Genomic DNA, 23748 nt, shown 5'->3' with positions numbered 1-23748 from the left:
GACTCAAGCGATCGGGATCAGCGGATCTGCTGCGGCCCATGCGGTTGTACGATCAGCTGCCGGCGGGTAGATCCACACGGTGTTGATCTGCGTCTTCAGGTTCTTGCCTTCCTGTTTCACCAGTTTGACCTGACGGTCCCAGCCCTCGGTGTACACCGCACCCCAGGCACCCAGGTCCAGGCAGGTGACGTATTTGGGTTGGCTGTACGGCGTCGGGTCCACGCCAAGGATCTGCGCGGCAACGTTATTGCCGGCGTGACGCCCCAATACGATGGCGTGTTGGCAGGTCATCAAGGCGTAGTTGCCGATGTCGTCGGACGCGGCATAAGCCACATCGCCGGTGGCAAAGATATCGTCCTGACCGATGACTTTCAGGTGGCTGTCCACGTGCAGGCGGCCCAGGTGATCGCGTTCGGCAGGGATCTGCTCGGTCAGCGAACTGGCGCGCACGCCGGTGGTCCAGACCACGGTTTTGGCCTCGATACGCTGGCCGTCGCTCAGAGTGACGCCGTTGGCATCGACGGAAAGTACCGAAGCCTTCAAGTGCCATTTCACGCCGGTTTCAATACTGGCCTCTTCGATCGACTTGGCGATTTCAGCCCCCATCGACCCGCCAATTTTCTCGCCACGATCGACAATGATCACCTCGACGTCGGCCTGATCGCCCAAAATGGCACGCAGACGTGCGGTCATCTCGGTCGCCGTTTCAATCCCGGTGAAGCCGCCGCCGGCCACCACCACGGTGTTGCGGGCTTTGCTTTCCGGCAGGCTGGCCAGGGATTTCAGATGGTTTTCCAGGCGCACGGCTTGTTCGATCTGGTCGACATCGAACGCATGTTCAGCCACGCCGGCGGTCGCCGGAATCGCCAGACGGCTGCCGGTGGCCAGAACGAGTTTGTCGTAGCTGCACACCTGTTTCGCACCCGAGGCGTCGACATAACCCACGCGTTTTTGCTCGACGTCGATGGTTTGCGCAGCGCCCTTGATGAACTTCACGCCCACCGCATCGAACAGCTCGCCAATCGGCGCGGCCAGTTGGTGCGCGCTCGGCTCATAGAACCGCGGACGCACGCGCAGCTCGGCCTGCGGGGCCAGGACGGTGACTTCTACGTCGTTGTGACCATGAATGTCGAACAGGCGTGTGGCGCTCAAAGCCGTCCACATGCCACCGAAACCTGCGCCGATTACCAGAATGTGCTGTTTCATCTTTAACTCCGTGAGAAGGCCGATCAATAAATTCGTAGAGGTCGTGCGCTTGCCAGTGTCGACCGAACAACTACGACTGTATTGATCCTAGTTAATTAACGCAATCGGTTTTTTCTGATGGTTGCCATCGAAAGGTTCGATGGCTCGACCGAGAGAGCCTTTACCCACGCACAAGGGGTAATGCACAGAGAGATGCGCCGACGGGATTCGTTGCCTGCCTAACCTTCAGCTGCTAACATTTGCGACAAGATTAGTCGGAGATCCAAATGTCTCTTTACAGCGCTGGCGTTGAGTACGGCATTCATTGCCTGATTTTCCTGGTGGGCAATTGCGGCGACACCCGTGAGGCGAGCGTGCGTGACCTCGCAGAGCTGCAAGGCGTGCCACTGGACTATCTGGCGAAAATTTTCACCAAACTGGCCAAGGCAAAACTGGTGGTCGCCACTGAAGGCGTGCGCGGCGGGTTCAAGCTGGCCCGGCCCTCCGACGAAATCAGCGTGCTCGATATCGTCAATGCCATCGACGGCCAAAAGCTGATTTTCGATTGCCGGGAAATTCGCGGGCGTTGCGCCCTGTTCGAAGGTTCCGCCCCGGATTGGGCGGTGTCAGGCCATTGCTCGGTCCATGCGGTCATGATGACGGCGCAGAAACGCATGGAAGACGCCCTCGCCCAGCAGACCATCCTGGATCTCGCCAGGAAAGTCGGACGAAAGGCGCCCTCGGAGTTCAGTGCTCAGGTTGATAACTGGATGAGTGATCGCCGGGACAAGAAAAGCGCTGCCCCGGCCGCTGACGAACAGACCATTGTGGTTACCAACATTTGAAATGTGTTTGGCGACTGACGCCATCGCCAGCAAGCCGGCTCTTACAGGAAATTGCGGTGTCCTTGTAGGAGCCGGCTTGCTGGCGATGGCGATCCATCAAACGTCGCTATAAACAGTCCCGAACCGCCTGACGCAGTGCGCCTGACTTGGCCCATGGCGGCCCTTGATACAGCGAAACCCGGCTGCCGTCTTTCGATTTCACGATATCCAGAATTTCGTCGGCCGTGATGATGCTCGGCGCCTTGATCCGGTAGCCATTGGAAATCGGCGTTTGAGTCGTATTGGAAATCTCTTTCTGCCACGCCGGCAATACGCAGGCGGCATACTCCTTCGGCGCCTTCTCACTGTATTTGCTGACATTCGGCTCACCCGGCACCAGTGACGCAGGCAAGGAGCACCCCGCCAGTAACGCCACCACGACTCCCGCAATCAACGTCCGCATGACGCCCCCCTATTCAAAAAAAAGGAAATGTAGCGCGTCGTCTTGCAGACATCCATTCATTGAGCCTTTCTCAGCGTTTTTCGGTGTTCTGGCCGGGATGCGCAGCGGGCCGTTCGTTCAGGAAAGTCATCCATCGCTCATACGCTTCGTGCTGCCATTGAGTGACCCGCTCCCATTCCGGGCCGCTGAGTTGATGAGCGGAAATCAGCTTCATCATCTCCGTGGTCGCTGCGTCCAGATCGACCATCAGCTCATGCGCGTGAACCCTGAAGTCATCGGTCGTCGTCATTTGAAATTGCCTCGCCCCGGCGGAAATTCGCCACTTCAATACGACAGCAAATCTTTTCGCTCGCGTGCATCTTCCCGACCAAAGGCAGCATTGGCAGTTCGGACGAACAAAACGCCCTGTCGAGGGAAATGGGACTAAAATTTCGTAGCAGAGGTTTTCTGGAGATCGTCATGTGGCTCAACGAATCTGAAAACGAACTTCGACGTGACCTGCAAAGCGTTGCATCGGACCTGAGGTGGTCGGCGGTCGAGCTTCTACGCTTGGCAGATCAGTTAAAGCTGTCTGGCAATGATGTCGATGCGCAGGCGGTGCTGAGGCTGTGCGACCTGTTTCAGGGCGACGAACAGCGATTGGCAGGCTATGCCGAAGAAGTGAAAGCCAAGGCCATCAGTCGCAACAAAGCTCACTGAACAGGAGCGCGGCCATGAACAAGCCTTTATTCGCGCTGGTTGTCGTACTGGCAGCGCTGGCGGGCTGCAGCACTGAATCACGCCTCTATGGCGACCTCCCGTTGGTCGCCAAAGTCGAGACCGGAATGAGCAAGGATCAGGTCGAGCAGATCGGCGGGCCGCCTCACACCATCACCGATCGCACGGCTGTGCCTGGCACTTGCTATGACTACAAGCTGACGAAAGCCGGCCATCAACAAGCGTACAACGTCAGTTTCGATAACCGGGGCAAGGTCGACCACACGAGCTTCATCACCTGTGCGGAATGGAGCCGCCTGCAAACAAAAGCCAGGGAGTCTTCCCATAGCACCGGCGGCGGTGGCGGCGGTTACTGAGCCAAAATGAAAAGCCCCGGAAAAAACCGGGGCTAGAAGCGTTTTACTTGACCGTCGTCTGGTTGCCCGCCGGCCTTTTGGCCCGGGATTTGTAACCGGGAAGTGCCGCGGCAAAGGCCAGTGCCTCTTCCCGGCTGGCAAAAGCGCCCAGTTGGTCACCTTGGGTGCACACCCGCCATGGGCCATTGCTCACGCTAAGTACGTCATAACCGTTCATGTGCATCTTATTCAGCATCGGAACGCTCATAAGTCACCTCCATTTTCGGTACTGATGTCCAGGATTGACCTGCCTACCTTACACCCGCCCTTTGCCGAGGTGCCGACCAGACGTCGCGACAGTATTCCGCCATTCGGTTGCACTTTCAGCCCCTGTGAGACCTCTAACCAGCCAAGAGGCCCGTGCAGCCTTGGGCGGCCTGAATATTGCATTTTTATTACTGTTTTATGACAACAAGCACTCAGGTAACACATGAAAGTACGCGCAACCGTCATTTGTGAGCAGGACCGGCACGTTCTCCTGGTGCGCAAGCCAAGGTGTCGCTGGACGTTGCCCGGCGGAAAGGTCGAGCCCGGAGAAACCGTGGCAGGCGCCGCCATGCGTGAACTTCAGGAAGAGACCGGGCTCGGGGTCGACGACATGCTGTACCTGATGCAACTGGAAACGGGCGGCACCCGACACCACGTTTACGAGGCGTCGGTGCTCAACTCGTCTGAAGCCCGGCCGCAAAACGAAATATTCGACTGCCTGTGGTATCCGCTGGACGCCGTGCAGAACCTGAACACCAGCGACGCCACGCTGCGAATCGTCAGAGCGTTTCAGCGTCGCCTGTAAGATGGGTCAGGCCTTGGCCACTGCCGTTGCCGCCTTGTCGATAAACGCCGCCACTTCGACTGGCATCGAGGCAAGGGACGCGTGACTGGCATGCAACGTCAGGATCTCTTTGGCGTTCAACCGCCCCGCCATCCACTGCTGGTTTTGCGGCGCGATCATCCGGTCGTCGGTCGACACCTGATACCACGACGGTTTGTTCTTCCACGCCACCGTAGTGATCGCATCGCCAAACGTGCCGGCCAAGGGGGCTTTTTGGGTGATGCCCATGACCAATCCTTCGGTTGCGGGCAGGTCCTGGCAGAAGCTTTCGTGGTAAAGCTCCGGTCTGACCCACAAATAACCATCACTGTCGGGGGCCAGGTTCGCTGCGGCAGCGGGTGGATGCCGTTGAGTGATGGCACCGGGACTTTCACCCGCATCCGGCGCGAACGCGGCGATGTACACCAGACCCACGACATTCGCTTGATCGCCGGCCTCAGTGATGACCGCACCACCATAGGAATGCCCCACCAGCAGCACCGGCCCCGCCACTTGCGCGACCATTTTGCGCGTGCGCTCGGCATCATCGGCCAACGACGTGAGCGGCATCTCGACCGCGCGGATGCGGGTGTAGCCCCTGCTCAACAGTTCGGCGATAACCTTGTTCCAGTGGGCGGCACCGCCCCAAAAACCATGGACCAGCACGATCGTGGGTTTTTCACTCATCACGTTGACTCCGTTTGATGGGGTTGTTGGCGAACGCTGTCAGCCCTGGTCGCCACCACCCACCGGCATGATCATGCCGGTGATATAGGACGCTTCGTCGCTGGCCAGAAACAGAATAGCGCCTGCCTGCTCATCCAGCGTGCCATAGCGCTTCATCAAACTGCTGTCGAGCGTCTGGTCGACGATCTGCTGGTACCACACTTTTTCTTCGGCGCTCTGTTCGGCGCTGTTGCGCGGAATCACTCGCGGCGGCGCTTCAGTGCCACCGGGCGCCGTGGCATTGACCCGCACGCCACGACCGGCGGTTTCGAACGCCAGGCACGCGGTCAGCGCATTCACCCCGCCCTTCGCCGCACCGTACGGCACACGGTTGATGCTGCGCGTGGCGATGGACGAGACGTTGACGATGGCGCCGCTGCCCTGCTCCAGCATGAACGGCAGCGCCGCATGGCAGCACCATAACGTCGGGAACAGCGAGCGGCGGACTTCAGCCTCGATCTGCTCGGCTTCGTAGTGTTCGAACGGTTTGGCCCAGATCGTCCCACCGACATTGTTGATGAGGATGTCGAGACGACCGAAGCGCTCGACGGCGGTTTGCATCACACGGTTGCATTCGCCGTATTGCTCAAGATCGGCGGTCAGCGCGAGCACCTGGCTGTCCTTCCCCAATTGCTGCTGCACTTCGAACACCAGTTCGGAGCGGTCGACCAGAATCAAGCGCGCCCCTTCCGCCGCCATGCGCTCGGCAACACGCCGGCCGATGCCTTGGGCGGCACCGGTGATCAACGCGACTTTTTCGTGAAATCTGTTCATGTGTACCTCGTGACGACGGATGCGAATCTACCCTGTGGGAGCGAGCCTGCTCGCGATGATCGTTAACGATTACGCGTGCTTTCTGAATAGACGCGGCGTCCTGGAGACCATCGCGAGCAGGCTCGCTCCCACATTGGTTTTGTGTCGCGACTTATGCCGCGCTGGCAGCGAACTTCTCGTAGTAGAAATTCACCGGCGCAATGCCTTGCTCGCGAATGTACTGGCTGACCGCCTCGACCATCGGCGGCGGGCCGCACAGGTACACATCGACGTCGCCCTCGTTCAAGTGTTTGGGCTCGATGTGCTGGGTCACGTAGCCTTTGAGCGGGTGCTGGCTGTCGGGGCTGGCCACGCAGGCGCTGAAGCTGAAATTCGGGATTCGCGCGGCGAAGGCTTCCAGCCGATCCATTTCCACCAGATCGAAATCGTTGGTCACGCCGTAGATCAGATGCAACGGATGTTCACTGCCCTGCTCGGCGATTTTTTCCAGCATCGCGGTGAATGGCGCAAGCCCCGTACCACCGGCCAGCAGCAACAACGGCCGACGGATGTCGCGCAGATAAAAACTGCCCAGCGGCCCGGCCAGGCTCATGCTGTCGCCGGCCTTGGCCATGCCGGTGAGGAAGCTGCTCATCAAACCGCCAGGCACATTGCGAATCAGGAAACTGACCTCGCCGTCACGCTGCAACGAGCTGAACGAATAAGCGCGGGTCTGCTCGCTGCCGGGAACCCCGAGGTTCACGTACTGCCCCGGCAGGAACGCCAGTTTGCTCAGCGCATCGCCCTTGATCGACAACGCGATGGTGCTGTCGGACAGCTGGCGCACGGCGCTGATGGTCGCTTCAAAACTGGCCTGCTGGGTGCGGCAGACTTCCGAGGAGGCCGGCACCCGCACCACGCAATCGCTCTGGGCGCGCATCTGGCAGGTCAGGACAAAACCCTGTTCGGCTTCCTCAGCCGTGAGCGCGTCCTCGATGTATTCCTCGCCCAGGTCGTAACGGCCGGCTTCGGCGAAACATTTGCACGTACCACAGGCGCCGTCGCGGCAATCCAGCGGAATGTTGATGCCTTGACGGTACGCGGCGTCGGCCACGGTTTCGCCGGCGTTGGCGTCGATGAAACGGGTGACGCCGTCTTCGAAATTAAATGCGATGGAATGAGTCATGACGGCCGCCTCACAGGTGGTAAACATCGATGACCTGGCGAACGTAGTCGTTCTTCAGGATCACTTTCTTGGCCTTGATCAGCGGGTTTTCGCCGCGCATATCGAGGGTGTAGAAACTGCTGCCGAAATAGCTGTCGACGGTCTTGTAGCGAAAGCTCAAGGTGTGCCAGTTGAAGCGCACCTTGCACAGGCCGTCCGCCTGTTCCAGAAGCTCGATGTTGCTGATGTTGTGCGAGGTGCGGGTGTCCGGCACGGTGGCGCTGGAACGCTCGGTCTTGATACGGAAGATGCGGTCTTCCAGACCCGTGCGGTTGCCGTACCAGATCAGCGAAATTTCCCGTTGCGGGTCTTCAGTCAGTTCGTCGTTGTCGTCCCAGGACGGCATCCAGAACGTCGCATCCGTGGCGTACAACTCCAGCCATTCGTCCCATTGCCGGTCATCGAGGTAGCGCGCTTCGCGGTAGAGAAAGTCGCGCACGGTTTCATAGGTGATGGTCATTACACGGTCTCCACGGCAATCAGCTTCGATTGCTCGGCAGCCAGGGCCTTGAGCATGGTTTGCTGCCAATACTTGTGCTGCAACACGAACAGGCCTTCGTCCTCGGTGCGCACACCGCTGAGCAACGGATGCAGGTCAATTTCCTTCGCCGCCTCATCGGCGCCTTCGACCCAGTGCTCGGCGCCACGGGACATGTCGTTCCAGGCGGTCACGCTGCCCTGGTAACCGGTCTGGCAGGAGCGGAACTCTTCCAGATCGTCCGGGGTGGCCATGCCGCTGACGTTGAAGAAATCCTCGTACTGACGAATCCGGCTCGAACGGGCGTGATCGCTTTCGCCTTTGGGGGCGATGCAGTAAATGGTGATTTCCGTACGGTTGACCGAGATCGGCCGGGCGATGCGGATCTGCGAGCTGAACTGGTCCATCAGGTACACGTTCGGGTACAGGCACAGGTTGCGCGAGTTTTCGATCATCCAGTCGGCGCGAGCCTTGCCGAAGTCCTTGGCCAGCTCATCGCGACGTTCGTACAGCGGACGGTCCTCCGGGTTGGCCCAACGGGTCCAGAGCAGCATGTGGCCTTTGTCGAACGAGTAGAAACCACCGCCCTGCTTGGCCCAGCTGCCGGCGCTCATGGTCGGGTTGGTGTCGCCGGCCTCGCGCTGTTTGCGCTGGTTCTGGGTGGCGGCGTAGTTCCAGTGCACCGAGCTGACGTGGTAACCGTCGGCGCCGTTTTCGGCGGTGAGTTTCCAGTTGCCTTCGTAGATGTAGCTGGACGAACCGCGCAGCACTTCCAGGCCGTCGGCGGACTGGTCGACGATCATGTCGATGATCTTCGCCGACTCGCCCAAATGCTCAACCAGCGGCACCACATCAGCCTTGAGGCTGCCGAACAGGAAGCCGCGATAGGATTCGAAACGGGCGACTTTGGTCAGGTCGTGGGAGCCTTCGCAGTTGAAGCTCGCCGGGTAGCCGGCCGCTGCCGGGTCTTTGACTTTCAGCAGTTTGCCGGAGTTGTTGAAGGTCCAGCCATGAAACGGGCAGGTGTACGAGCTTTTGTTGCCGGACTTGTGTCGGCAAAGCATCGCGCCACGGTGACTGCAGGCGTTGATAAAGGCGTTCAGCTCACCGTCCTTGTTGCGCGCGATGAAGATCGACTGGCGCCCCATGGTGGTGGTGTAGAAATCGTTTTTGTTGGGGATCTGGCTTTCGTGCGCCAGGTACAGCCAGTTGCCTTCGAAGATGTATTCCATCTCAAGATCGAACAGCCGCGGATCGGTGAACATCTCGCGCTTGCAGCGGTAGATGCCTTGTTCTGGATCGTCCTCGAGCAAGGATTGAAGATATTCGGGTCGCAGGGTCATGGCCGCCGCCTCCATTGTTATTGTTCAGGCAAGGCTCATGCTAGGACGGGGCAATGGGGTGGACTATCCGCTGGGTGCAGACCTTTATCCGATTTGTGCAGAACGTATTTTCGGAATCGGACTACATAACTGCTTACAACTTCTGAATAGACTGCCCTCCTGACTACAAGGAGTGGTTTGCATGGCTAATCACGGTTACATGACCATAAACGGTAAAGCTCAAGGAATGATTTCAGCGGGCTGTTCAACCCAGGCCTCTATTGGCAACAAATACCAGGCTGCACACACAGACGAGATCATGGTGCTGTCCTACAGCCACAACATGACCAATATCGGCGATATCAATAAATCGACCCACAGCCCGATCATCGTTACCAAAGCCGTCGACAAGTCATCACCGCTGCTCGCTCAAGCGCTTTCAAATCGTGAAGAAATCAACTGCACGATCAGCTTTTATCGCGTGTCGTCCTTCGGCATGCAGGAAAAGTTTTTCACCGTGTCGATCAATGGCGGGGTCATTGCCGACCTGACGCTTGAAGTGCCTCATGCCATTTTTCAAAACGATGCAGAGCCCCAGGAACAGGTGGCCATTCGTTACCGCGACATCACGTGGACCCACCACTTGGCAAAAACCTCCGGCTACAGTTCGTGGGGCGAAGAGGAATGAATCCTCATGAGCAGTGGGACGTTAACAGCGCGGCGGGCAAACTGGCGGGACAGGCCCGCACGCTCGGCGCGCGTCATCTGGCTCAAGGCAGGTTGCGTGAGCGGTTCAATCGGGAAGTCGCCTTTTATGCAAAGCGCGTTGCGGACGATGTCGCGCAGGGCAAAACAACGCCAGGGCAAGGCTTACAGGCGCTTGCACAAGAACAACACGACTTGCTTATCCAGTCACAAGCCATCACGCAAAAAACTCAGGGCGCGGTCACTGAACGGGTAAAAAGAATCCCGGCCTCAATGCTCACACAGCCTTCATTGAAAGCTGACCCGGAACGTTTATTGCGCTTTGTACATGCGCAGAATCTCAAGTCCACGGGCACGAACTCGCCCCGCGAACTGGCGGCAGCCGCTTCGCCGCATCCTGCTCCAGACCTGAAATTTTTCCCTCAAGAACAATGGCCCGCGCAAGTCGCACAAGAAGAACCCGGGTTCTACGTCGTGCCCAGAAGTACGACGGCTGACAAACTGGAAGCCCGACTATTCACGTCAGCCTCCCCCGCCGCCATCGCCAAATTCAAGGCCTTGAATCCGAATCTGGATCAGGTAAAGGCCGGGACGATGATTGTTCTCAGCGATCCGAATAGTCATCTTTGTACTTTCGAAGAAGCGTTGCTGATGGAAGCGGCTGGTAATGTGAATAGAGCCCTGGAGCCTCTCAGTTCGGATGAGGCCGATTTCATGGCGCGGCACTATGACGAGATTGCGTTCTTTATCTCCAAAGGGTCACTCGGGGCCAGTGCAGGGCTGGCGATGTTCTCGAAGAACCTGAAAGACGTGGAGGAGATTTTGCGCGACATCGATAAATTGCACACAAAAACGTTTCAGGCAAACGGTCACCTCAACTCTCCCGATTTCTATGCCGAGCGCAAACGCCTGCTGACTCAGCTGGACACCCAACTCACCAAACTGACTAAAAAGAGCATTGGCTTTCCGGATCATCCCAATCTGAAAAGCGTGTTGGGCCTATCGACTAAAAGCCTTGTTCATCGCTGGAGAAAAGCAGGGGCTATTGGGCAGATTCCTGGTTATGCCACGCATATTGATGCCGTTTCCAAAGCGGCGAAGTACGTCAAATATGGTGGTTGGGTTGGTACAGCGGTGGGTGGTGGAGCGTCAGTGATCAAGGTTCAGGGTGTTTGTGCAGAAGGGAATGTGGAGGCCTGTGAGAAGGTGAAATTTACAGAAACTGGGGGTTTTTCCGGTGGAGTGGCAGGTGGAGTCTTCGCTTCAGCTGCGATCACTGGTTCGACTGCAGGTTGGGTCTGCGCCGCACTTTCCGTACCGACTGGTGGGACCGCTGCTCTTGTATGCGGTCTAGTGGTAGTCGGTGTCGGTTCTATTGTCGGAGGCGTTGGTGGAGGCAAGGGTGGAGAGTTAATTGGAGAGAAAATTTATGAGATCACTAAATGAACGCTGAGACCGTTGATTTATTAATTGCCGGCATCGGACTAATCTATTTTGCAGCTGCACTAGCTTGGATAATTTTCGCATTGCATATGGCCTACACAAAAATGGACATGATGCTCGAACTTTATAAAAACTGTAAGGCAATCATGGTCCGAGCACCTCTCAGACACGGTGGACCATGGGGAAATTTAATGCTCATAGGAGGCATTTCTGGAATTGTAACTTTCCCCAATTTTTATCTAAAAAGAGGAGAGTTAAGCATGGAAGACTTAAAAAACACTCCGACTAGCTTGAGACGTAAACTAGCCATTTTGCAGTGGAGCGTATGGGGACTTTTATTGGTAATGTCGGGATTCGCGATTATAGCCATATTCGACCTTGCCTAAACATACGACCGATTCAAATTTTGAAGTCAGGACTTTTAACTACACTGGTTTTACTCACCACGACAGATAGTTCCAAACTTCTATATCAATCCAAGTTTTAGATGACGAACGCGCTTAGGAGATTAGCTAGTGAGCCTGAACACCGTTCAAAAAATTCATTTTGTCATTGGCCTAATAAATTTTGGATGTATTTTTATATTTATTGGCACAACGCTTTATCTCGCCTATACCAAAATGGATTTTATATTGCATCACCTGAGAAACTGCCCTGCAATTATTCATCGGAGAGGTCTCAGAAACCGAGGACCTAGAGCAAACCTAGTTTTAATGGGTGAAATAATGTTCACATTAGCTATGCCTCACTTCTCTCTACGCAATGGAGGTACTAGCGCGGATGATCTGAAGAACTTCCCCGTAGGCCTGAGACGATTTTTGGTAACCCTATATTGGCTCGGGTGGACTTCTTTTATCGTAATGTTCGTCTTTTACGCAGTTGCCGAACTTGAACTTGTCTGAAAAATTTCTTTTCGCGAATGAACCTCTCACGGACGACTCAATCCCGCCGCTTCAACGTATCCGACGGCAATTCCCCAAACTGCTTGCGATAGTTATCCGAAAACCGCCCCAAATGCAGAAACCCATAATCCATCGCCACTTCCGTAACGTTACGCACATTACAGGTCGGGTCGCTCAAACAGGCATTGATACGCTCCAGACGTTTCTGCCGGATGTAGTTTTTCGGCGTGGTGCCGGCGTTGCGTTCGAACAAGCCATACAGTGAACGCAGGCTCATCCGTGCCTGACGCGCCAGTTCTTCGCTGTCGATGTCCTGCTTGAGGTGGCGTGCGATGTAGTCGGCAATCACCTCGAATGTGGCCGTCTGTGAGCCGAGGTTGATGCGGCTGACGTTGGTCTGCATCAGGCTGAGCATCTTGCTGACGATGATCTGTGCGTAATGCTCCTGCACCTTGGGAATCTGCTCGGTGGCCTCGGCCTCCTGGCAAATCATCGCCAGCAGCCCGACAAACCCTTCCAGTTCATTGAGCTGGTAACGGTTCTCCAGAAACCGCACGCCCTGCCCCGGATAACGCCAGCGCTGCTCGTCGCACACAGACTCAAGCAACGTTGTGGGAACTTTGAGGATGAATTTTTCGCAATCGTCAGAGTAGGTCAGGTCCACCGGATCATCGGGATTGATCAGCAGCAACTCGCCAGGTGCGAAGTAATGTTCCTGACCGTGCCCGCGCCACAGGCAGTTGCCACGCAACAACACTTGCAGGTGATAGATGCTTTCCAGTGCGCCCGAGGTGACCCGCACGCTGCCGCCATAGCTGATGCGGCACAGGTCGAGGCTGGCAAACTTGCGATGATTGAGACTGGCCAGGGGTTGCCCGGCGCGCGGCATCAGGATGCAATGATTACCGACATGCTGATTGACGTAGCCCGACACCGCGTACGGGTCGGCATGGTCGAATACGGAGCTGCGCTGACTCAACAGTTGCGCTTGCATCATCGGGTCACTCTCGTTGTTTTTATGGGGTGCGTCGGGTCATTCTAAGGCAGTGCTTGCAGCGGTGTGTCAGTTGATCGACATGTGGAATATTCTGGCCCTTTCGCGAGCAAGCCCGCTCCCACATTTTGACCGTAGTCCCACTGAAGAAACACGGTCGAATGTGGGAGCGAGCCTGCTCGCGAAAGCGGTGTGTCAGTCATCACCAAGCTGGAATCAGTCCTCGAGTGCGCGAACCCGCTCGTGACGCTGCTGCTCTTGCGGCTGGGCGGACGACTGCAAGGTGAAATCGAATTCGATCTCGGCAAAACGACCGCTGACGCCATGCGCCGCTGCGCGTTGTTGATCATCGCTGAAGGTGATTTTCGCGATCAGCTCGTCACGCGTGGCGTAGGCAAAATCGTCGTGCAGGTATTGATCGCCGTCGAGGTTGATCTGGGTGGTCAGGTGACGATGATCCGCCGCCGAGATGAAGAAGTGCACGTGCGCCGGACGCTGGCCGTGACGGCCCAGTTGATCGAGCAGTTGCTGGGTCGGACCGTCCGGCGGGCAGCCGTAACCCGACGGCACGATGCTGCGGAAGCGGTAGCGACCTTCGGCGTCGGTGACGATGCGTCGACGCAGGTTGAATTCGGATTGCGTGGTATCGAAGTACGAATAAGTGCCGCCGGTATTGGCGTGCCAGACATCCACAATCGCACCGGCCAACGGTTCGCCGGCGGTATTGAGCACACGGCCCTGCATGAACAGCGTCACACCCGGATCGACGCCATCATCAAGACGCGCTTCACCTTGGGACAACGGCGCACCGGCCACGTACAGCGGGCCTTCGATCGTGCGCGGCGTGCCGCCAGCCTTGCCGGCCTGTTCGTCTTCGGCGTCCATCAACAGGTCGAGGTAGTGTTCCAGGCCCAACCCGGCCACCACTAGTCCAGCCTCCTGGCGCGCACCCAGCACGTTGAGGTAATTGACGGCTTTCCAGAACTCTTCCGGGGTCACGGCGAGGTCTTCGATGATGTTCACCGAATCACGCAGGATGCGGTAGATCAGGGCTTTGGTGCGTGGATTGCCGGCATCGTTGTGCAGGCCGCTGGCCTCTTCGAGAAACTTCTGGGCTTTGGCAGTGTGGGAAATTTTTACGTTCATTTTATGGGTTCCTCATCTTGTAATTATTAGCGTGGCGAACTGAACAGGCCAGGTTCAGCGGTCATCCTCGCGGATGGAAGAAGGATGCCGGCACATCGCGGTGACTTCGATCGCCATGTACGGGTACAGCGGCAATTGCATGAGCAAGTCGTGCAGCTCTTGAACGCTGTCGACATCGAACACGCTGTAATTGGCATAGAGCCCGGCAATGCGCCACAGGTGACGCCACTTGCCTTGATCCTGCAGACGCTGGGCCAGGGCTTTTTCGTCAGCCTTGAGCTGCGCGGCGCGTTCGGGGTTCATGTCGACCGGCAAATTCACGGTCATCTTTACGTGGAACAGCATAATGCTCTCCTCAGGCTTGATGAATGGCAGTGGATGTCTTGTCGCGACGGAAAAACGCCAGGCGTTCTTCATCGAGGTTCAGGCCCAGCCCAGGGGTTTTCGGCACGTGCAGCTCGAAATCGCGATAGACCAGCGGCTCGCTGAGAATGTCTTCGGTCAACAGCAGCGGGCCGAACAGCTCGGTGTCCCACGCCAGTTTGTTCAGCGTGACGAAGGCATGGGCCGAAGCCAGCGTGCCGATGCCACCTTCGAGCATGGTGCCGCCGTACAGGCCGATGCCCGCCGCTTCGGCAATCGCGGCGGTTCGCAGCACAGCGCGTGGGCCGCCGTTCTTGGCGATCTTCAGGGCGAACACCGAAGCCGCACCTTCTCGGGCCAGGTTGAACGCATCTTCCACGCACTCGATGGATTCGTCGGCCATGATTGGCGCCGGGCTGATGGCGTTCAGGCGCGCCATGCCCGAGCGGTTATTGCGCGAAATCGGCTGTTCGATCAGGTCGATGCCGTTGCTGCCGAGAATCCGGCAGGCGCGCAACGCGACGGCTTCATCCCAGGCCTGATTGACATCGACCCGCACGCTGGCGCGATCGCCGAGGGCTTTCTTGATCGCGATGACGTGGGCCAGATCGCGATTGACTTCGCCGGCACCGATTTTCAGTTTGAAGATGCGATGGCGGCGCAGGTCGAGCATTTTTTCCGCTTCGGCAATGTCCTTGTCGGTGTCGCCGCTGGCCAGGGTCCAGGCCACTGGCAGCGCATCCCGAACGCGGCCGCCCAGCAGTTCGCTGACCGGCAGGCCAAGGCGTTTGCCCTGGGCATCGAGCAACGCGGTTTCGATACCTGACTTGGCAAAGGTGTTGCCACGGATGCTGCGCTCCAGGCGCAACATCGCAGCGTTGACGTTGGCGCTGTCCTGACCCAGCAGCAGCGGCGCGAAGTGCCGGTCAATGTTGGTCTTGATGCTGTCCGGGCTTTCATTGCCATACGCCAGGCCACCGATGGTGGTGGATTCGCCAATGCCTTCAATGCCATCGGCGCAGCGCACACGAATGATCACCAGCGTCTGGTTCTGCATGGTGTGCATCGCCAGCTTGTGCGGGCGGATGGTCGGCAGATCGACGATGATCGTCTCGATCGATTCAATGGCAGTTGCAAGCATGTCGATACCCGTCAGGTTCTTAAAGTTCTGGAACCGATTCTGGTACGGCTTTTTTCGGGAAGCCAATATAGAATTGGTCTGACTTGATACCTTTAAGGTATGCAAACTGCTTTGCGGAGGCCTCATGGAACTGCGTCACCTGCGGTATTTTCAGGTGTTGGCTCAAACCCTCAACTTCACCCGCGCGGCCGAACTGCTGCACATCGCCCAGCCGCCACTGAGCCGACAGATTCAGCAACTGGAGGATGAACTCGGGGTGTTGCTGCTGGATCGCGGACGACCGCTGAAGCTGACCGACGCCGGACGGTTTTTCCATGAGCACAGCACTGCCCTGCTGGAGCAACTGGGCAAGGTCTGCGACAACACGCGACGCATCGGCCTGGGGGAAAAAACCTGGCTGGGGATTGGTTTTGCGCCGTCGACACTCTATGGCGTGCTGCCGGAACTGATTCGCCGTTTGCGCAGCGGCGAGCCTCTGGAGCTGGAACTGGGGCTCTCGGAAATGACCACGCTGCAACAGGTGCAGGCGCTCAAGGCCGGGCGGATCGATATCGGTTTCGGCCGCATCCGCATCGACGACCCGGCCATTATCCAGACGGTGTTGACCGAAGACCGGCTGGTCGCCGCCCTGCCCGCCGGTCATCCGCTACTGGCCGGGCCGATCAGCCTGCGCGAACTGGCGAAGGAACCTTTCGTGCTGTACCCCGGCAACCCGCGCCCCAGCTACGCCGACCATGTGATCGGGCTATTCGAATCCTATGGCGTGAGCATTCACGTGGCGCAGTGGACCAACGAACTGCAAACCGCCATCGGCCTGGTGGGCGCAGGAATCGGCGTCACCCTGGTGCCGGCCTCGGTGCAATTGCTGCACCGCGACGACATCGGCTTCACGCCGCTGCTGGAAGACAACGCGACCTCGCCGATCATCCTCAGCCGACGCGTGGGCGACGTGTCGCCAGGGTTGAATCATTGTTTGCGGATGATTGATGAATTATCGCCGCAACAGCTGAACGCTTTGTAAGAGCCCGGCTTGCTGGCGATGGCGCCCGTGAGATTGCCATCGCCGGCAAGCCGGCTCCTACAAATTGCGGGCGTGTTCGGGGTTGAGGGTTTACGCAAAACCTGTAGGAGCCCGGCTTGCCGGCGATGGCGTCCGCGAGATCGCCATCGCCAGCAAGCCGGCTCCTACAAATTGCGGGGGTGTTCGGGATTGAGGGTTTACGCAAAACCTGTAGGGGTCCGGCTTGCTAGCGAGGGCACCCGTGAGATTGCCATCGCCAGCAAGCCGGCTCCTACAAATTGCGGAGGTGTTCGGGGTTGAGGGTTCACGCAAAACCTGTAGGAGCCCGGCTTGCTGGCGATGGCGCCCGTGAGATTGCCATCGCCGGCAAGCCGGCTCCTACAAATTGTCGGGGTGCTCGGGATTGAGGGCTCACACAAAACCTGTAGGAGCCCGGCTTGCCGGCGATGGCGTCCGTGAAATTGCCATCGCCAGCAAGCTGGCTCCTACAAGTTGTGGGGGTGTTCGGGATTGAGGGTTTACGCAAAACCTGTAGGAGCCCGGCTTGCCGGCGATGGCGTCCGTGAGATCGCCATCGCCGGCAAGCCGGACTCCTACAGGTTTTGCGGTTATTCCTCAGCCGGCAAACGCGCGGCGACCGGCGCGCATTTCGGTGTGAAATTCGCCAATCAGGTTTGAAACAGCACGAGCGCTGCTCAGTTGCGCGGGTGACACGCCGGTGATCAGCAGATCAATCCTGCCGGTGGAGCGCTCGAAAACCTTGATCCGTAGCGACCCGTCAGGATTCACCGTGCAGGCGCAGGAAAGCGGTTGAAAACCGGACTCCACAATGCGGCAAAGTTCTGGAACTGAAACCATAAAGGGTGTCTCGGGTGGCGGTTGATAGGATTGACCCTTTGAGAATAGATGGGCCTACCAAGCCTGCTCGGGCGAATACTTGGGACAAATGTTATTTGTGTCTCAATTCGGAAAACTTTAGGTACCGGTTAAGAGCAAAGCATTCAAGGTGTCAGCATGACAAATTTCAATAGCTTCATTTTTACCTTCAGGTTCAACAAGCAGGCCATTACCTCACTTGCGCTTGAAACGCAGGTCGAAAAAGCTGCCGACTTTTTGCGTCAGGCCGGTGCTATCAGTCCACTCCTGGCCAACTGGTATTTGCAAGGAAAAAGCCTGAAAGACTCGCTTTCAACTAACGTCAGTAACAACACTCAAGCGCTGATCGACAAAGTTAAGCGCGCTCATGATCCTGACCTCCCCGACCTGACCGAATTTTCGGTCTGGAATGCCATCCAGGATCCGCTCGAGGGCGGAGTCGCCTTCCATTACAGCGCGCACAACCTCGATTCAGTGTCAGCCATGTCCTTCGAGGACGCCGGTGCTTTGTTGATGAAGCTTGCGCACCCGGAAGAGACATTCACAAAAATTATCAATCTGGCCGTGAATATCTGGCCAGAAATTGACTGGGTCACCGTGGTACCGGCCAACTATTTCAGAAAAGGTCGTGTTTTCAAGGACCGACAGACAATTGGATGGATTGGCTTTTGCCCGCAACCGTTGAAACAGGAAGACTTCCCTCAGGCACACAAACTGGTTCCCGTGCCCGACAGGGGGACCATTATCGTCAGCTGTCCTGAAGTCATGAATGAGCAAAACCTCGACCACTTCGGACAGGTTGGGGATATTGATACCAAACTGGTAGAGCTTGGTTATTTGCCGTTGTTTATGAACTGAATCGTGCACATGTGAACGACAGCGATCATCTGCAGGAGCCGGCTTGCCGGCGAAGGGCCCGTGAGTCTTGCGTTTTGATCACTGCGCATCCGCTCCCCAGATCCAGTTCCAGACCCCCGGCAATTTCACCGGCTGCGCACTGTCACGAACGGTGCGCGCCATGGCCGCCCGTTGCAGTTCGGCCTGATCATCGTAAAACGGCTTCTGCGCCGTTTTCACGCCGGTCGCCTGCGCACTGTCGAGAAGGATTTGCAGGTATTCGCGGGCATGTCGGGCGGTGTAGCGATTGAGGTCGTGGAAGGTCACCACCACCGGGATCACCCCATCCACCGTCGGCAACTCACCCAATGCGATGCGCTCGCGCACCTCCGACATCTGCCGCAGCATGTTGGCCCGGCGCCGGGGGCTGGCGTTGAAACCCCAGATCTTGCCGTCGTTGGCGCTCAGGTCGGTCAGCAACACGTGCATGCCGTGCTTTTGATAAGCGGCGAAAACCCGTTTGTCGTAGTTCCAGAAAGGCGGCCGTACCAGAGTCGGCGGCGTGCCGGTGATGGCGGCGATGTCGGCACTGCCTTTGGTCAATGACTGTTCCAGTTCTTCCGGGCTCAGAGAACGGTGATTGGTGTGCCAGTGGGTGGCCGTGTGGAAACCGAGAATCTGCCCATCGGCATGCTCGCGGCGCATGACCTCGCGGCCGATGTCGCTGTCGCCCGCCCGTGGCGCGCCGGTCTGCACGAAGAACACCGCTTTGAGGTTCGGCTGCACCGGGTTGGTGGCGAGGCTGTCGAGGATTGTCATCGTCGGGTTCCAGAAACTCGACGCGCTGGGACCGTCGTCGAACGTCAGCAGAAACCGGATCGGTGCTTGCGCGTGCAGACGCTGTTCGGTTTGTGGCGTCATTTCGATGGGAGCAGCGATGCAACCCGCCAGCCCGACGGCAATGGCGAGTGCGCTGAGAATCTTGAACAGCTGTTTCATGTTGTGCCTTGAGCCGGACCGTTAAGCCCGCACAGGTGTGCGGGCGCGGTTTGGATCAGGGTACACAGTGTTTGGTTCCGGTGCTGCCCGGCATTGTCGATTACTGGGTAAACGCCTGCTCGAACGAGTTGTCGATAATCGGCGCGGTCGCCAGCGCTGTCGGCAGTGCTTTGACCTTGAACAGAAAATCCGCCGTGCTTTGCAGGTCCTTAGCAGCCTGTGCATCCACCGGGCCGACGGTCATGTGAGCCTGGCGTAACCAGTGACGCGAGACGTTCTGGTCAAGATTGGCCTTCTTCGCCCACAGATCGGCATATTCGTCGGTGTGATTGTCGACCCAGGCCCGTGCCTTTTTCAGGCGAACCAGGAAGTCGGCGATGGCTTCGCGCTTGCTGTCGATTGAGGGTGTCGAAGCGGCGATGGCGCTGAGGCCTGGCATGAGGTTCTTGGCGGTAAGAATCGGTCGCGCGCCGGAGAACAGAATCTGTTGGGAAATGTAGGGTTCCCAGACCGGGAAGGCATCAATGCTGCCCTGAGGCAGCGCGGCGGCGGCATCGATCGGCATCAGCTTGATAAAGTCGACGTAGTCCTCCGGCAGGTCAGCTTGTTGCAAGGCACGCAGGGTCAATTGCTGGCTCCAGGCGCCGGGCCAGTAGGCAACTTTCTTGCCCTTGAGATCGGCGATGGTCTTGACCGGCGAATCCTTGGGCACCAGCAAGGCGATGGTGTCCGGGTTCTGCCGCGAGACGCCGATCAGCTTGACCGGCGCCTGCTTTGCAGCGAGGAACAGGAAGCCTGAATCGCCCAGAAAACCCACGTCCAGCGCCCGGTGTTCAACGCTTCGGCCAGCGGTGCAGCGGCCTGAAAATGCTTCCAGTCAACGGTGTAAGGCGCCCCATCCAGCACCCCCGAAGCCTCCACCGAAGCGCGCACGTTGTAGTAATTCTGATCACCGACATGCAGGACAACGGGCTCAGCGGCGTAGGCCATTGGCGCTGCAAACAATGCACTGGTCAGTAAACTGCGGACGAATCTGGACAGGTTCATCGGGGGCTCCTTGAGAGTGAATGGCATAGACCATAACGCTCTTACTGGATGCTTTTTAAATTCGATTTACGCATAAGCTCATGACTGTCAGTCAACACTGTTCACCCGGCAACAGCGAGCCGACAGACTGTTTTCCCTGCAACACCCTTCTGCTTCATTCCTCGCCTCAACGCCTTGAAAAGGCCTGATATCCAAGACATGGCACAGAGCCTGCAATATTCCTTTTACGCAGGAAGCATTTATAAAAAATGAATTTTTCGACATAAGAAACTCAACGCCTTGTCCGGAGCCGATCCCATGAAGTCCACCTTCCGTTTTCCCAAAGTCAGGTATCTGCTCAGCGCCTGCGCCCTGGCCTTGAGCCTGCAACCCGTCGCGCAGGCTGCTGAAGCACCGCCGGCCGAAGTGCATCTGGATTACGCCTACTACTCGCCAGTGAGCCTGGTGCTTAAACACTTTGGATTTCTGGAAAAAGCCCTGCCGCAGACCAAAGTCAGTTGGGTGCTGAGTCAGGGCAGCAATCGCTCGCTGGAGTACCTCAACAGCGGCGGCGTTGATTTCGCCTCCTCCGCCAGCCTCGCCGCCGTGCTTAGCCGCGCCAATGGCAGCCCGATCAAATCGGTTTACGTCTACAGCCGCGCCGAATGGACCGCATTGGTGGTGCGCAAGGATTCGCCCTACCAGACCGTCGCCGACCTGAAAGGCAAGAAAATCGCCGCCACCAAAGGCACCGACCCGTACCTGTTCACCCTGCGCAGCCTGCAACAGGCCGGCCTGAGCAAAGACGATGTGGAACTGGTGCACTTGCAGCACCCGGATGGCCGCACGGCCCTGGAAAAAGGCGACGTCGACGCCTGGGCCGGCCTCGACCCACACATGGCCGCCAGCCAGGTCCAGGCCGGTTCGCGCCTGTTGTATCGCAACACCAACTTCAACAGTTATGGCGTAGTCAGCGTTACTGACACTTATGCGAAAGAGCACCCGCAGACCATCGAAACCGTACTGAATGCGTACGAAAAGGCCCGCGACTGGGCGGTAAAAAACCCTGACGAACTGGCGAAACTGCTCGCTACCGAATCCGGTCTGCCGCTGGAAGTGGCCAGGCTGCAACTGTCCCGCACTGACCTGAGCAGCCCGCAACTGACCGCCAGGGATGTGATCGCCTCCAAGGCCGCCGCGCCGATTCTGGTGTCCGAAGAACTGGTGCGTCGTGGGGTGAATGTCGATCAGGTCATCGATCAGTTGATCGACACCGGCTTCAAGGAAACCGTGGCCCGTCAGTAAATCACCGCCAACGGGGCACAACGAATCCGCGCCAGTCGCGGATTCGTCATGACCGGAGAATCTCATGACCAGCAAAAGCAAAGACCTGCCCCTCGAACTGCCGACGCCACGTCGTGCCGCTCTTTCCTTGAACAATGCCTGGCGTTTGCGTCTCAAGGGTCTGGCGTTGCCGGTGCTGATCCTCCTGGTGCTGGAATTTGTCGTACGCATCGGCTGGTTGCCGTCCTACCAAATGCCGGCGCCCAGCGAAATCGCCCTGACCTTGAGAGACCTCGCCGAAGGCGCGCTGTGGAAACACATCAGCACCAGCCTGTTGCGCGTGTTGCTCGGTTTCGCCATCGGCGCCGGTCTGGCACTGGTGTTTGCCGCCTGGGTCGGTTTGAGCCGCGAAGCCGAAGCCTGGCTTGAGCCGACCTTCGCCGGCCTGCGTTCGATTCCGAGCCTGGCCTGGGTGCCCCTGTTGTTGCTGTGGCTGGGCATCGACGAAACCTCGAAAATCGTCCTGATTGCCATCGGCGCGTTCTTCCCGGTGTACCTCAACGGCGTCGCGGCGATTCGCGACATCGACCGCAAACTGGTGGAAGTCGGGCAGATGTATGGCTTCGGTCGCACACGGCTGGTCCGGCGGATTCTGCTACCCGCCGCCCTACCCGGCCTGTTTACCGGGTTGCGCAGCGGCATGAGCCTGGCGTGGATGTTTCTGGTGGCCGCCGAACTGATCGCCGCGACCAAAGGGTTGGGTTATCTGCTCAGTGACGGTCGCGAGACCTCCCGCCCGGACATCGTGCTCGCGGCAATCATTGTGCTGGCGCTGCTGGGCAAACTCAGCGATGGCATTCTCGCCGGCCTGGAGAAACGCTTCCTGGCGTGGCGCGACACGTTCAACGGCCAAAGCACAGAGGATTGAGCCATGACCGATTATCTGCTGGACATTCGCGTCCAGCGCAAAACTTTCGCCACCACCACTGTGCTCAGGGATATCCACCTGCAATTGCAGCCCCGGCAAACCGTCAGCCTGCTGGGCCCCAGCGGGTGCGGAAAAAGCACGTTGTTGCGGATCGTTGCCGGTCTGGAAAAGGACTTTCAGGGTGAACTGAATCGCAGCGCCGGTGAGGTCGCGTTCGTGTTTCAGGAACCTCGATTGATGCCCTGGCTGACGGTTGAGCAGAACATCGGCTTCAGCGCCGACAACCGATATGACAAGGCCTGGGTCGCACAACTGATCGATGAAGTCGGCCTCGGCGGGTTCGCTCAAGCGTTACCCAAGGCGCTTTCCGGCGGCATGGCGCAGCGGGTCGCCATTGCTCGCGGCCTCTACTCACGGCCCGATGTGTTGTTGCTCGACGAGCCGTTCAGCGCGGTGGACGCCTTCACCCGGATGAAACTGCAAGACCTGTTGCTGCAACTGGCCGAGCGTCACGCCATCGCCCTGCTGCTGGTGACCCACGATGTCGATGAAGCGCTGTACCTCAGCGATCGCGTCCTGGTCATGGACAATCGCCCCAGCAGCATTCGCCAGGAACTGACGGTGCAACTACCCCATCCGCGTGATCGGCGCGATCCGCTGCTGGCGCAATTGAAGGCCCTGTCGTTGACCGAACTGCAACGGGCGCACGTCATTTGAATCGCCCAGCGTTCCCCGATCCCGAACATCCTGACGATCCGTAGGAGCCAGGCTTGCCGGCGATGGCGTCCGCAAGATCGCCATCGCCAGCAAGCCGGCTCCTACAGGGTTTGCGTGAATCCCCGATCCCGGACATCTCCCAATCCGTAGGAGCCAGGCTTGCCGGCGAAGGCGCCCGTGAAATCGCCATCGCCAGCAAGCCGGCTCCTACAGGTTTTGCGTGAATTCCCAATCCCGAACATCCCTCAATCCGTAGGAGTCCGGCTTGCCGGCGAAGGCGTCCGTAAGATCGCCATCGCCGGCAAGCCGGGCTCCTACAGGGTTCGCGTGAATCCCCAATCCCGGACATCCCCCAATCCGTAGGAGCCGGCTTGCTGGCGATGGCGTCTGTGAAATCGCCATCGCCGGCAAGCCGGCTCCTACAGGTGAAGCGTCTAAGCTGAAGGTTCCAGTCGGAGGTTTCTTTC

27 protein-coding genes and 1 pseudogene are annotated in these 23748 nt (G+C 58.2%); 12 read left to right on the top strand and 16 right to left on the bottom strand.

Annotated features, from left to right (window positions below; all coding sequences use genetic code 11):
* Positions 1 to 3 precede the first annotated feature (3 nt).
* Entirely contained in the window at positions 4 to 1206 is a 1203-nt protein-coding gene (locus IB245_RS27320; protein ID WP_192229248.1) for an NAD(P)/FAD-dependent oxidoreductase, read from the bottom strand.
* A 266-nt stretch (positions 1207 to 1472) separates the two neighbouring features.
* Here IB245_RS27320 and IB245_RS27315 point away from each other — a divergent pair, with 266 nt between their 5' ends.
* Entirely contained in the window at positions 1473 to 2030 is a 558-nt protein-coding gene (locus IB245_RS27315; protein ID WP_192229247.1) for an RrF2 family transcriptional regulator, read from the top strand.
* Positions 2031 to 2136: 106 nt separating this feature from the next.
* Here the strand turns inward: IB245_RS27315 and IB245_RS27310 are convergent, their stop codons facing one another.
* Together IB245_RS27310 and IB245_RS27305 are read right to left on the bottom strand one after the other, a co-directional pair.
* Complete coding sequence (locus IB245_RS27310; protein ID WP_008044852.1) at positions 2137 to 2472, bottom strand: hypothetical protein; 336 nt, start codon at positions 2470 to 2472, stop codon at positions 2137 to 2139.
* A 70-nt stretch (positions 2473 to 2542) separates the two neighbouring features.
* Positions 2543 to 2761 carry a hypothetical protein gene (locus tag IB245_RS27305; RefSeq protein WP_192229246.1) on the bottom strand — a complete coding sequence of 73 codons (219 nt, stop codon included), beginning with the start codon at positions 2759 to 2761 and terminating at the stop codon, positions 2543 to 2545.
* 170 nt (positions 2762 to 2931) lie between these two features.
* On the opposite strand from IB245_RS27305, the gene IB245_RS27300 reads away from it, so the two are divergent.
* Positions 2932 to 3171: a hypothetical protein gene (locus tag IB245_RS27300; RefSeq protein ID WP_008029106.1), complete on the top strand. Its 240-nt coding sequence runs from the start codon at positions 2932 to 2934 to the stop codon at positions 3169 to 3171.
* Between the two features lie 14 nt (positions 3172 to 3185).
* A complete protein-coding gene (gene osmE / locus IB245_RS27295; protein WP_192229245.1) occupies positions 3186 to 3545 on the top strand; it encodes an osmotically-inducible lipoprotein OsmE in 360 nt (119 codons plus the stop codon).
* A 43-nt stretch (positions 3546 to 3588) separates the two neighbouring features.
* On the opposite strand, the gene IB245_RS27290 is transcribed toward osmE, so the two are convergent.
* Positions 3589 to 3792 (bottom strand): DUF2188 domain-containing protein, encoded by a 204-nt coding sequence (locus tag IB245_RS27290; RefSeq protein ID WP_192229244.1) that lies wholly within the window; start codon positions 3790 to 3792, stop codon positions 3589 to 3591.
* A gap of 222 nt (positions 3793 to 4014) precedes the next feature.
* On the opposite strand from IB245_RS27290, the gene IB245_RS27285 reads away from it, so the two are divergent.
* Positions 4015 to 4377, top strand: a complete 363-nt coding sequence (locus IB245_RS27285) for an NUDIX hydrolase (RefSeq protein ID WP_192229243.1) — start codon at positions 4015 to 4017, stop codon at positions 4375 to 4377.
* 6 nt (positions 4378 to 4383) lie between these two features.
* Here IB245_RS27285 and IB245_RS27280 read toward each other — a convergent pair whose 3' ends face one another.
* The 5 genes from IB245_RS27280 to benA form a co-directional block, all read right to left on the bottom strand.
* Complete coding sequence (locus IB245_RS27280; RefSeq protein ID WP_192229242.1) at positions 4384 to 5082, bottom strand: alpha/beta hydrolase; 699 nt, start codon at positions 5080 to 5082, stop codon at positions 4384 to 4386.
* Between the two features lie 39 nt (positions 5083 to 5121).
* On the bottom strand, positions 5122 to 5895 hold the full coding sequence (locus tag IB245_RS27275; protein WP_008029096.1) for a 1,6-dihydroxycyclohexa-2,4-diene-1-carboxylate dehydrogenase: 774 nt from the start codon (positions 5893 to 5895) through the stop codon (positions 5122 to 5124).
* Positions 5896 to 6046: 151 nt separating this feature from the next.
* Complete coding sequence (benC, locus tag IB245_RS27270) at positions 6047 to 7060, bottom strand: benzoate 1,2-dioxygenase electron transfer component BenC (protein WP_192229241.1); 1014 nt, start codon at positions 7058 to 7060, stop codon at positions 6047 to 6049.
* A 10-nt stretch (positions 7061 to 7070) separates the two neighbouring features.
* On the bottom strand, positions 7071 to 7559 hold the full coding sequence (gene benB, locus IB245_RS27265; protein ID WP_008029093.1) for a benzoate 1,2-dioxygenase small subunit: 489 nt from the start codon (positions 7557 to 7559) through the stop codon (positions 7071 to 7073).
* Positions 7559 to 8920 carry a benzoate 1,2-dioxygenase large subunit gene (benA, locus tag IB245_RS27260; RefSeq protein WP_192229240.1) on the bottom strand — a complete coding sequence of 454 codons (1362 nt, stop codon included), beginning with the start codon at positions 8918 to 8920 and terminating at the stop codon, positions 7559 to 7561. The genes benB and benA overlap by 1 nt, the downstream gene beginning before the upstream one ends.
* A 181-nt stretch (positions 8921 to 9101) precedes the next feature.
* Here benA and IB245_RS27255 point away from each other — a divergent pair, with 181 nt between their 5' ends.
* The 3 genes from IB245_RS27255 to IB245_RS27245 are packed head-to-tail and all read left to right on the top strand — an operon-like array spanning position 9102 to position 11433.
* Entirely contained in the window at positions 9102 to 9587 is a 486-nt protein-coding gene (locus IB245_RS27255) for an Hcp family type VI secretion system effector (protein ID WP_192229239.1), read from the top strand.
* Positions 9584 to 11050, top strand: a complete 1467-nt coding sequence (locus IB245_RS27250; protein WP_192229238.1) for a hypothetical protein — start codon at positions 9584 to 9586, stop codon at positions 11048 to 11050. The genes IB245_RS27255 and IB245_RS27250 overlap by 4 nt, the downstream gene beginning before the upstream one ends.
* Positions 11047 to 11433, top strand: coding sequence for a hypothetical protein (locus IB245_RS27245; protein ID WP_192229237.1), 387 nt, complete (start codon positions 11047 to 11049; stop codon positions 11431 to 11433). Before IB245_RS27250 ends, IB245_RS27245 begins: the two co-directional genes overlap by 4 nt.
* A 553-nt stretch (positions 11434 to 11986) precedes the next feature.
* On the opposite strand, the gene IB245_RS27240 is transcribed toward IB245_RS27245, so the two are convergent.
* The 4 genes from IB245_RS27240 to IB245_RS27225 all read right to left on the bottom strand — a co-directional run bounded on the left by IB245_RS27240 (position 11987) and on the right by IB245_RS27225 (position 15593).
* Positions 11987 to 12946 (bottom strand): AraC family transcriptional regulator, encoded by a 960-nt coding sequence (locus tag IB245_RS27240; protein ID WP_008029088.1) that lies wholly within the window; start codon positions 12944 to 12946, stop codon positions 11987 to 11989.
* 213 nt (positions 12947 to 13159) lie between these two features.
* Positions 13160 to 14089: a catechol 1,2-dioxygenase gene (gene catA, locus IB245_RS27235; protein ID WP_192229236.1), complete on the bottom strand. Its 930-nt coding sequence runs from the start codon at positions 14087 to 14089 to the stop codon at positions 13160 to 13162.
* A 54-nt stretch (positions 14090 to 14143) separates the two neighbouring features.
* Complete coding sequence (catC, locus tag IB245_RS27230) at positions 14144 to 14434, bottom strand: muconolactone Delta-isomerase (protein WP_008029082.1); 291 nt, start codon at positions 14432 to 14434, stop codon at positions 14144 to 14146.
* 10 nt (positions 14435 to 14444) lie between these two features.
* Positions 14445 to 15593 carry a muconate cycloisomerase family protein gene (locus IB245_RS27225; protein ID WP_192229235.1) on the bottom strand — a complete coding sequence of 383 codons (1149 nt, stop codon included), beginning with the start codon at positions 15591 to 15593 and terminating at the stop codon, positions 14445 to 14447.
* Positions 15594 to 15717: 124 nt separating this feature from the next.
* On the opposite strand from IB245_RS27225, the gene IB245_RS27220 reads away from it, so the two are divergent.
* Positions 15718 to 16614 carry a LysR family transcriptional regulator gene (locus IB245_RS27220; protein ID WP_008029078.1) on the top strand — a complete coding sequence of 299 codons (897 nt, stop codon included), beginning with the start codon at positions 15718 to 15720 and terminating at the stop codon, positions 16612 to 16614.
* Positions 16615 to 17229: 615 nt separating this feature from the next.
* On the opposite strand, the gene IB245_RS27215 is transcribed toward IB245_RS27220, so the two are convergent.
* Complete coding sequence (locus IB245_RS27215) at positions 17230 to 17472, bottom strand: DUF1652 domain-containing protein (protein WP_192229234.1); 243 nt, start codon at positions 17470 to 17472, stop codon at positions 17230 to 17232.
* Positions 17473 to 17628: 156 nt separating this feature from the next.
* Between IB245_RS27215 and IB245_RS27210 the strand changes: the two genes are divergently transcribed.
* Positions 17629 to 18348: an Imm52 family immunity protein gene (locus IB245_RS27210; RefSeq protein ID WP_192229233.1), complete on the top strand. Its 720-nt coding sequence runs from the start codon at positions 17629 to 17631 to the stop codon at positions 18346 to 18348.
* A 78-nt stretch (positions 18349 to 18426) separates the two neighbouring features.
* Here IB245_RS27210 and IB245_RS27205 read toward each other — a convergent pair whose 3' ends face one another.
* Both IB245_RS27205 and IB245_RS27200 read right to left on the bottom strand, forming a co-directional pair.
* The gene (locus IB245_RS27205) at positions 18427 to 19326 is read right to left on the bottom strand and encodes a polysaccharide deacetylase family protein (RefSeq protein WP_192229232.1); all 900 of its coding nucleotides are present in this window, start codon (positions 19324 to 19326) and stop codon (positions 18427 to 18429) included.
* Between the two features lie 100 nt (positions 19327 to 19426).
* Positions 19427 to 20373, bottom strand: a pseudogene (locus IB245_RS27200) (ABC transporter substrate-binding protein).
* A gap of 297 nt (positions 20374 to 20670) precedes the next feature.
* Here IB245_RS27200 and IB245_RS27195 point away from each other — a divergent pair.
* The 3 genes from IB245_RS27195 to IB245_RS27185 all read left to right on the top strand — a co-directional run bounded on the left by IB245_RS27195 (position 20671) and on the right by IB245_RS27185 (position 23281).
* Positions 20671 to 21657 (top strand): aliphatic sulfonate ABC transporter substrate-binding protein, encoded by a 987-nt coding sequence (locus IB245_RS27195; RefSeq protein WP_192229231.1) that lies wholly within the window; start codon positions 20671 to 20673, stop codon positions 21655 to 21657.
* Positions 21658 to 21721: 64 nt separating this feature from the next.
* Complete coding sequence (locus IB245_RS27190; protein ID WP_008043238.1) at positions 21722 to 22564, top strand: ABC transporter permease; 843 nt, start codon at positions 21722 to 21724, stop codon at positions 22562 to 22564.
* A gap of 3 nt (positions 22565 to 22567) precedes the next feature.
* Positions 22568 to 23281, top strand: coding sequence for an ABC transporter ATP-binding protein (locus IB245_RS27185; protein ID WP_192229230.1), 714 nt, complete (start codon positions 22568 to 22570; stop codon positions 23279 to 23281).
* Positions 23282 to 23748 lie beyond the last annotated feature (467 nt).

Origin of the sequence: Pseudomonas sp. PDM02 (assembly GCF_014852285.1) — a bacterium.
GTDB lineage: Bacteria > Pseudomonadota > Gammaproteobacteria > Pseudomonadales > Pseudomonadaceae > Aquipseudomonas > Aquipseudomonas migulae.
The sequence above is the reverse complement of the archived record's forward strand: the minus strand, read 5'-3'. Positions and strand labels throughout refer to the sequence as shown.

Coding starts and splice junctions, on each gene's coding strand:
- IB245_RS27320 (WP_192229248.1), bottom strand. CDS start 1,206: ATGAAACAGCACATTCTGGTAATCGGCGCAGGTTTCGGTGGCATGTGG.
- IB245_RS27315 (WP_192229247.1), top strand. CDS start 1,473: ATGTCTCTTTACAGCGCTGGCGTTGAGTACGGCATTCATTGCCTGATT.
- IB245_RS27310 (WP_008044852.1), bottom strand. CDS start 2,472: ATGCGGACGTTGATTGCGGGAGTCGTGGTGGCGTTACTGGCGGGGTGC.
- IB245_RS27305 (WP_192229246.1), bottom strand. CDS start 2,761: ATGACGACGACCGATGACTTCAGGGTTCACGCGCATGAGCTGATGGTC.
- IB245_RS27300 (WP_008029106.1), top strand. CDS start 2,932: ATGTGGCTCAACGAATCTGAAAACGAACTTCGACGTGACCTGCAAAGC.
- osmE (WP_192229245.1), top strand. CDS start 3,186: ATGAACAAGCCTTTATTCGCGCTGGTTGTCGTACTGGCAGCGCTGGCG.
- IB245_RS27290 (WP_192229244.1), bottom strand. CDS start 3,792: ATGAGCGTTCCGATGCTGAATAAGATGCACATGAACGGTTATGACGTA.
- IB245_RS27285 (WP_192229243.1), top strand. CDS start 4,015: ATGAAAGTACGCGCAACCGTCATTTGTGAGCAGGACCGGCACGTTCTC.
- IB245_RS27280 (WP_192229242.1), bottom strand. CDS start 5,082: ATGAGTGAAAAACCCACGATCGTGCTGGTCCATGGTTTTTGGGGCGGT.
- IB245_RS27275 (WP_008029096.1), bottom strand. CDS start 5,895: ATGAACAGATTTCACGAAAAAGTCGCGTTGATCACCGGTGCCGCCCAA.
- benC (WP_192229241.1), bottom strand. CDS start 7,060: ATGACTCATTCCATCGCATTTAATTTCGAAGACGGCGTCACCCGTTTC.
- benB (WP_008029093.1), bottom strand. CDS start 7,559: ATGACCATCACCTATGAAACCGTGCGCGACTTTCTCTACCGCGAAGCG.
- benA (WP_192229240.1), bottom strand. CDS start 8,920: ATGACCCTGCGACCCGAATATCTTCAATCCTTGCTCGAGGACGATCCA.
- IB245_RS27255 (WP_192229239.1), top strand. CDS start 9,102: ATGGCTAATCACGGTTACATGACCATAAACGGTAAAGCTCAAGGAATG.
- IB245_RS27250 (WP_192229238.1), top strand. CDS start 9,584: ATGAATCCTCATGAGCAGTGGGACGTTAACAGCGCGGCGGGCAAACTG.
- IB245_RS27245 (WP_192229237.1), top strand. CDS start 11,047: ATGAACGCTGAGACCGTTGATTTATTAATTGCCGGCATCGGACTAATC.
- IB245_RS27240 (WP_008029088.1), bottom strand. CDS start 12,946: ATGATGCAAGCGCAACTGTTGAGTCAGCGCAGCTCCGTATTCGACCAT.
- catA (WP_192229236.1), bottom strand. CDS start 14,089: ATGAACGTAAAAATTTCCCACACTGCCAAAGCCCAGAAGTTTCTCGAA.
- catC (WP_008029082.1), bottom strand. CDS start 14,434: ATGCTGTTCCACGTAAAGATGACCGTGAATTTGCCGGTCGACATGAAC.
- IB245_RS27225 (WP_192229235.1), bottom strand. CDS start 15,593: ATGCTTGCAACTGCCATTGAATCGATCGAGACGATCATCGTCGATCTG.
- IB245_RS27220 (WP_008029078.1), top strand. CDS start 15,718: ATGGAACTGCGTCACCTGCGGTATTTTCAGGTGTTGGCTCAAACCCTC.
- IB245_RS27215 (WP_192229234.1), bottom strand. CDS start 17,472: ATGGTTTCAGTTCCAGAACTTTGCCGCATTGTGGAGTCCGGTTTTCAA.
- IB245_RS27210 (WP_192229233.1), top strand. CDS start 17,629: ATGACAAATTTCAATAGCTTCATTTTTACCTTCAGGTTCAACAAGCAG.
- IB245_RS27205 (WP_192229232.1), bottom strand. CDS start 19,326: ATGAAACAGCTGTTCAAGATTCTCAGCGCACTCGCCATTGCCGTCGGG.
- IB245_RS27195 (WP_192229231.1), top strand. CDS start 20,671: ATGAAGTCCACCTTCCGTTTTCCCAAAGTCAGGTATCTGCTCAGCGCC.
- IB245_RS27190 (WP_008043238.1), top strand. CDS start 21,722: ATGACCAGCAAAAGCAAAGACCTGCCCCTCGAACTGCCGACGCCACGT.
- IB245_RS27185 (WP_192229230.1), top strand. CDS start 22,568: ATGACCGATTATCTGCTGGACATTCGCGTCCAGCGCAAAACTTTCGCC.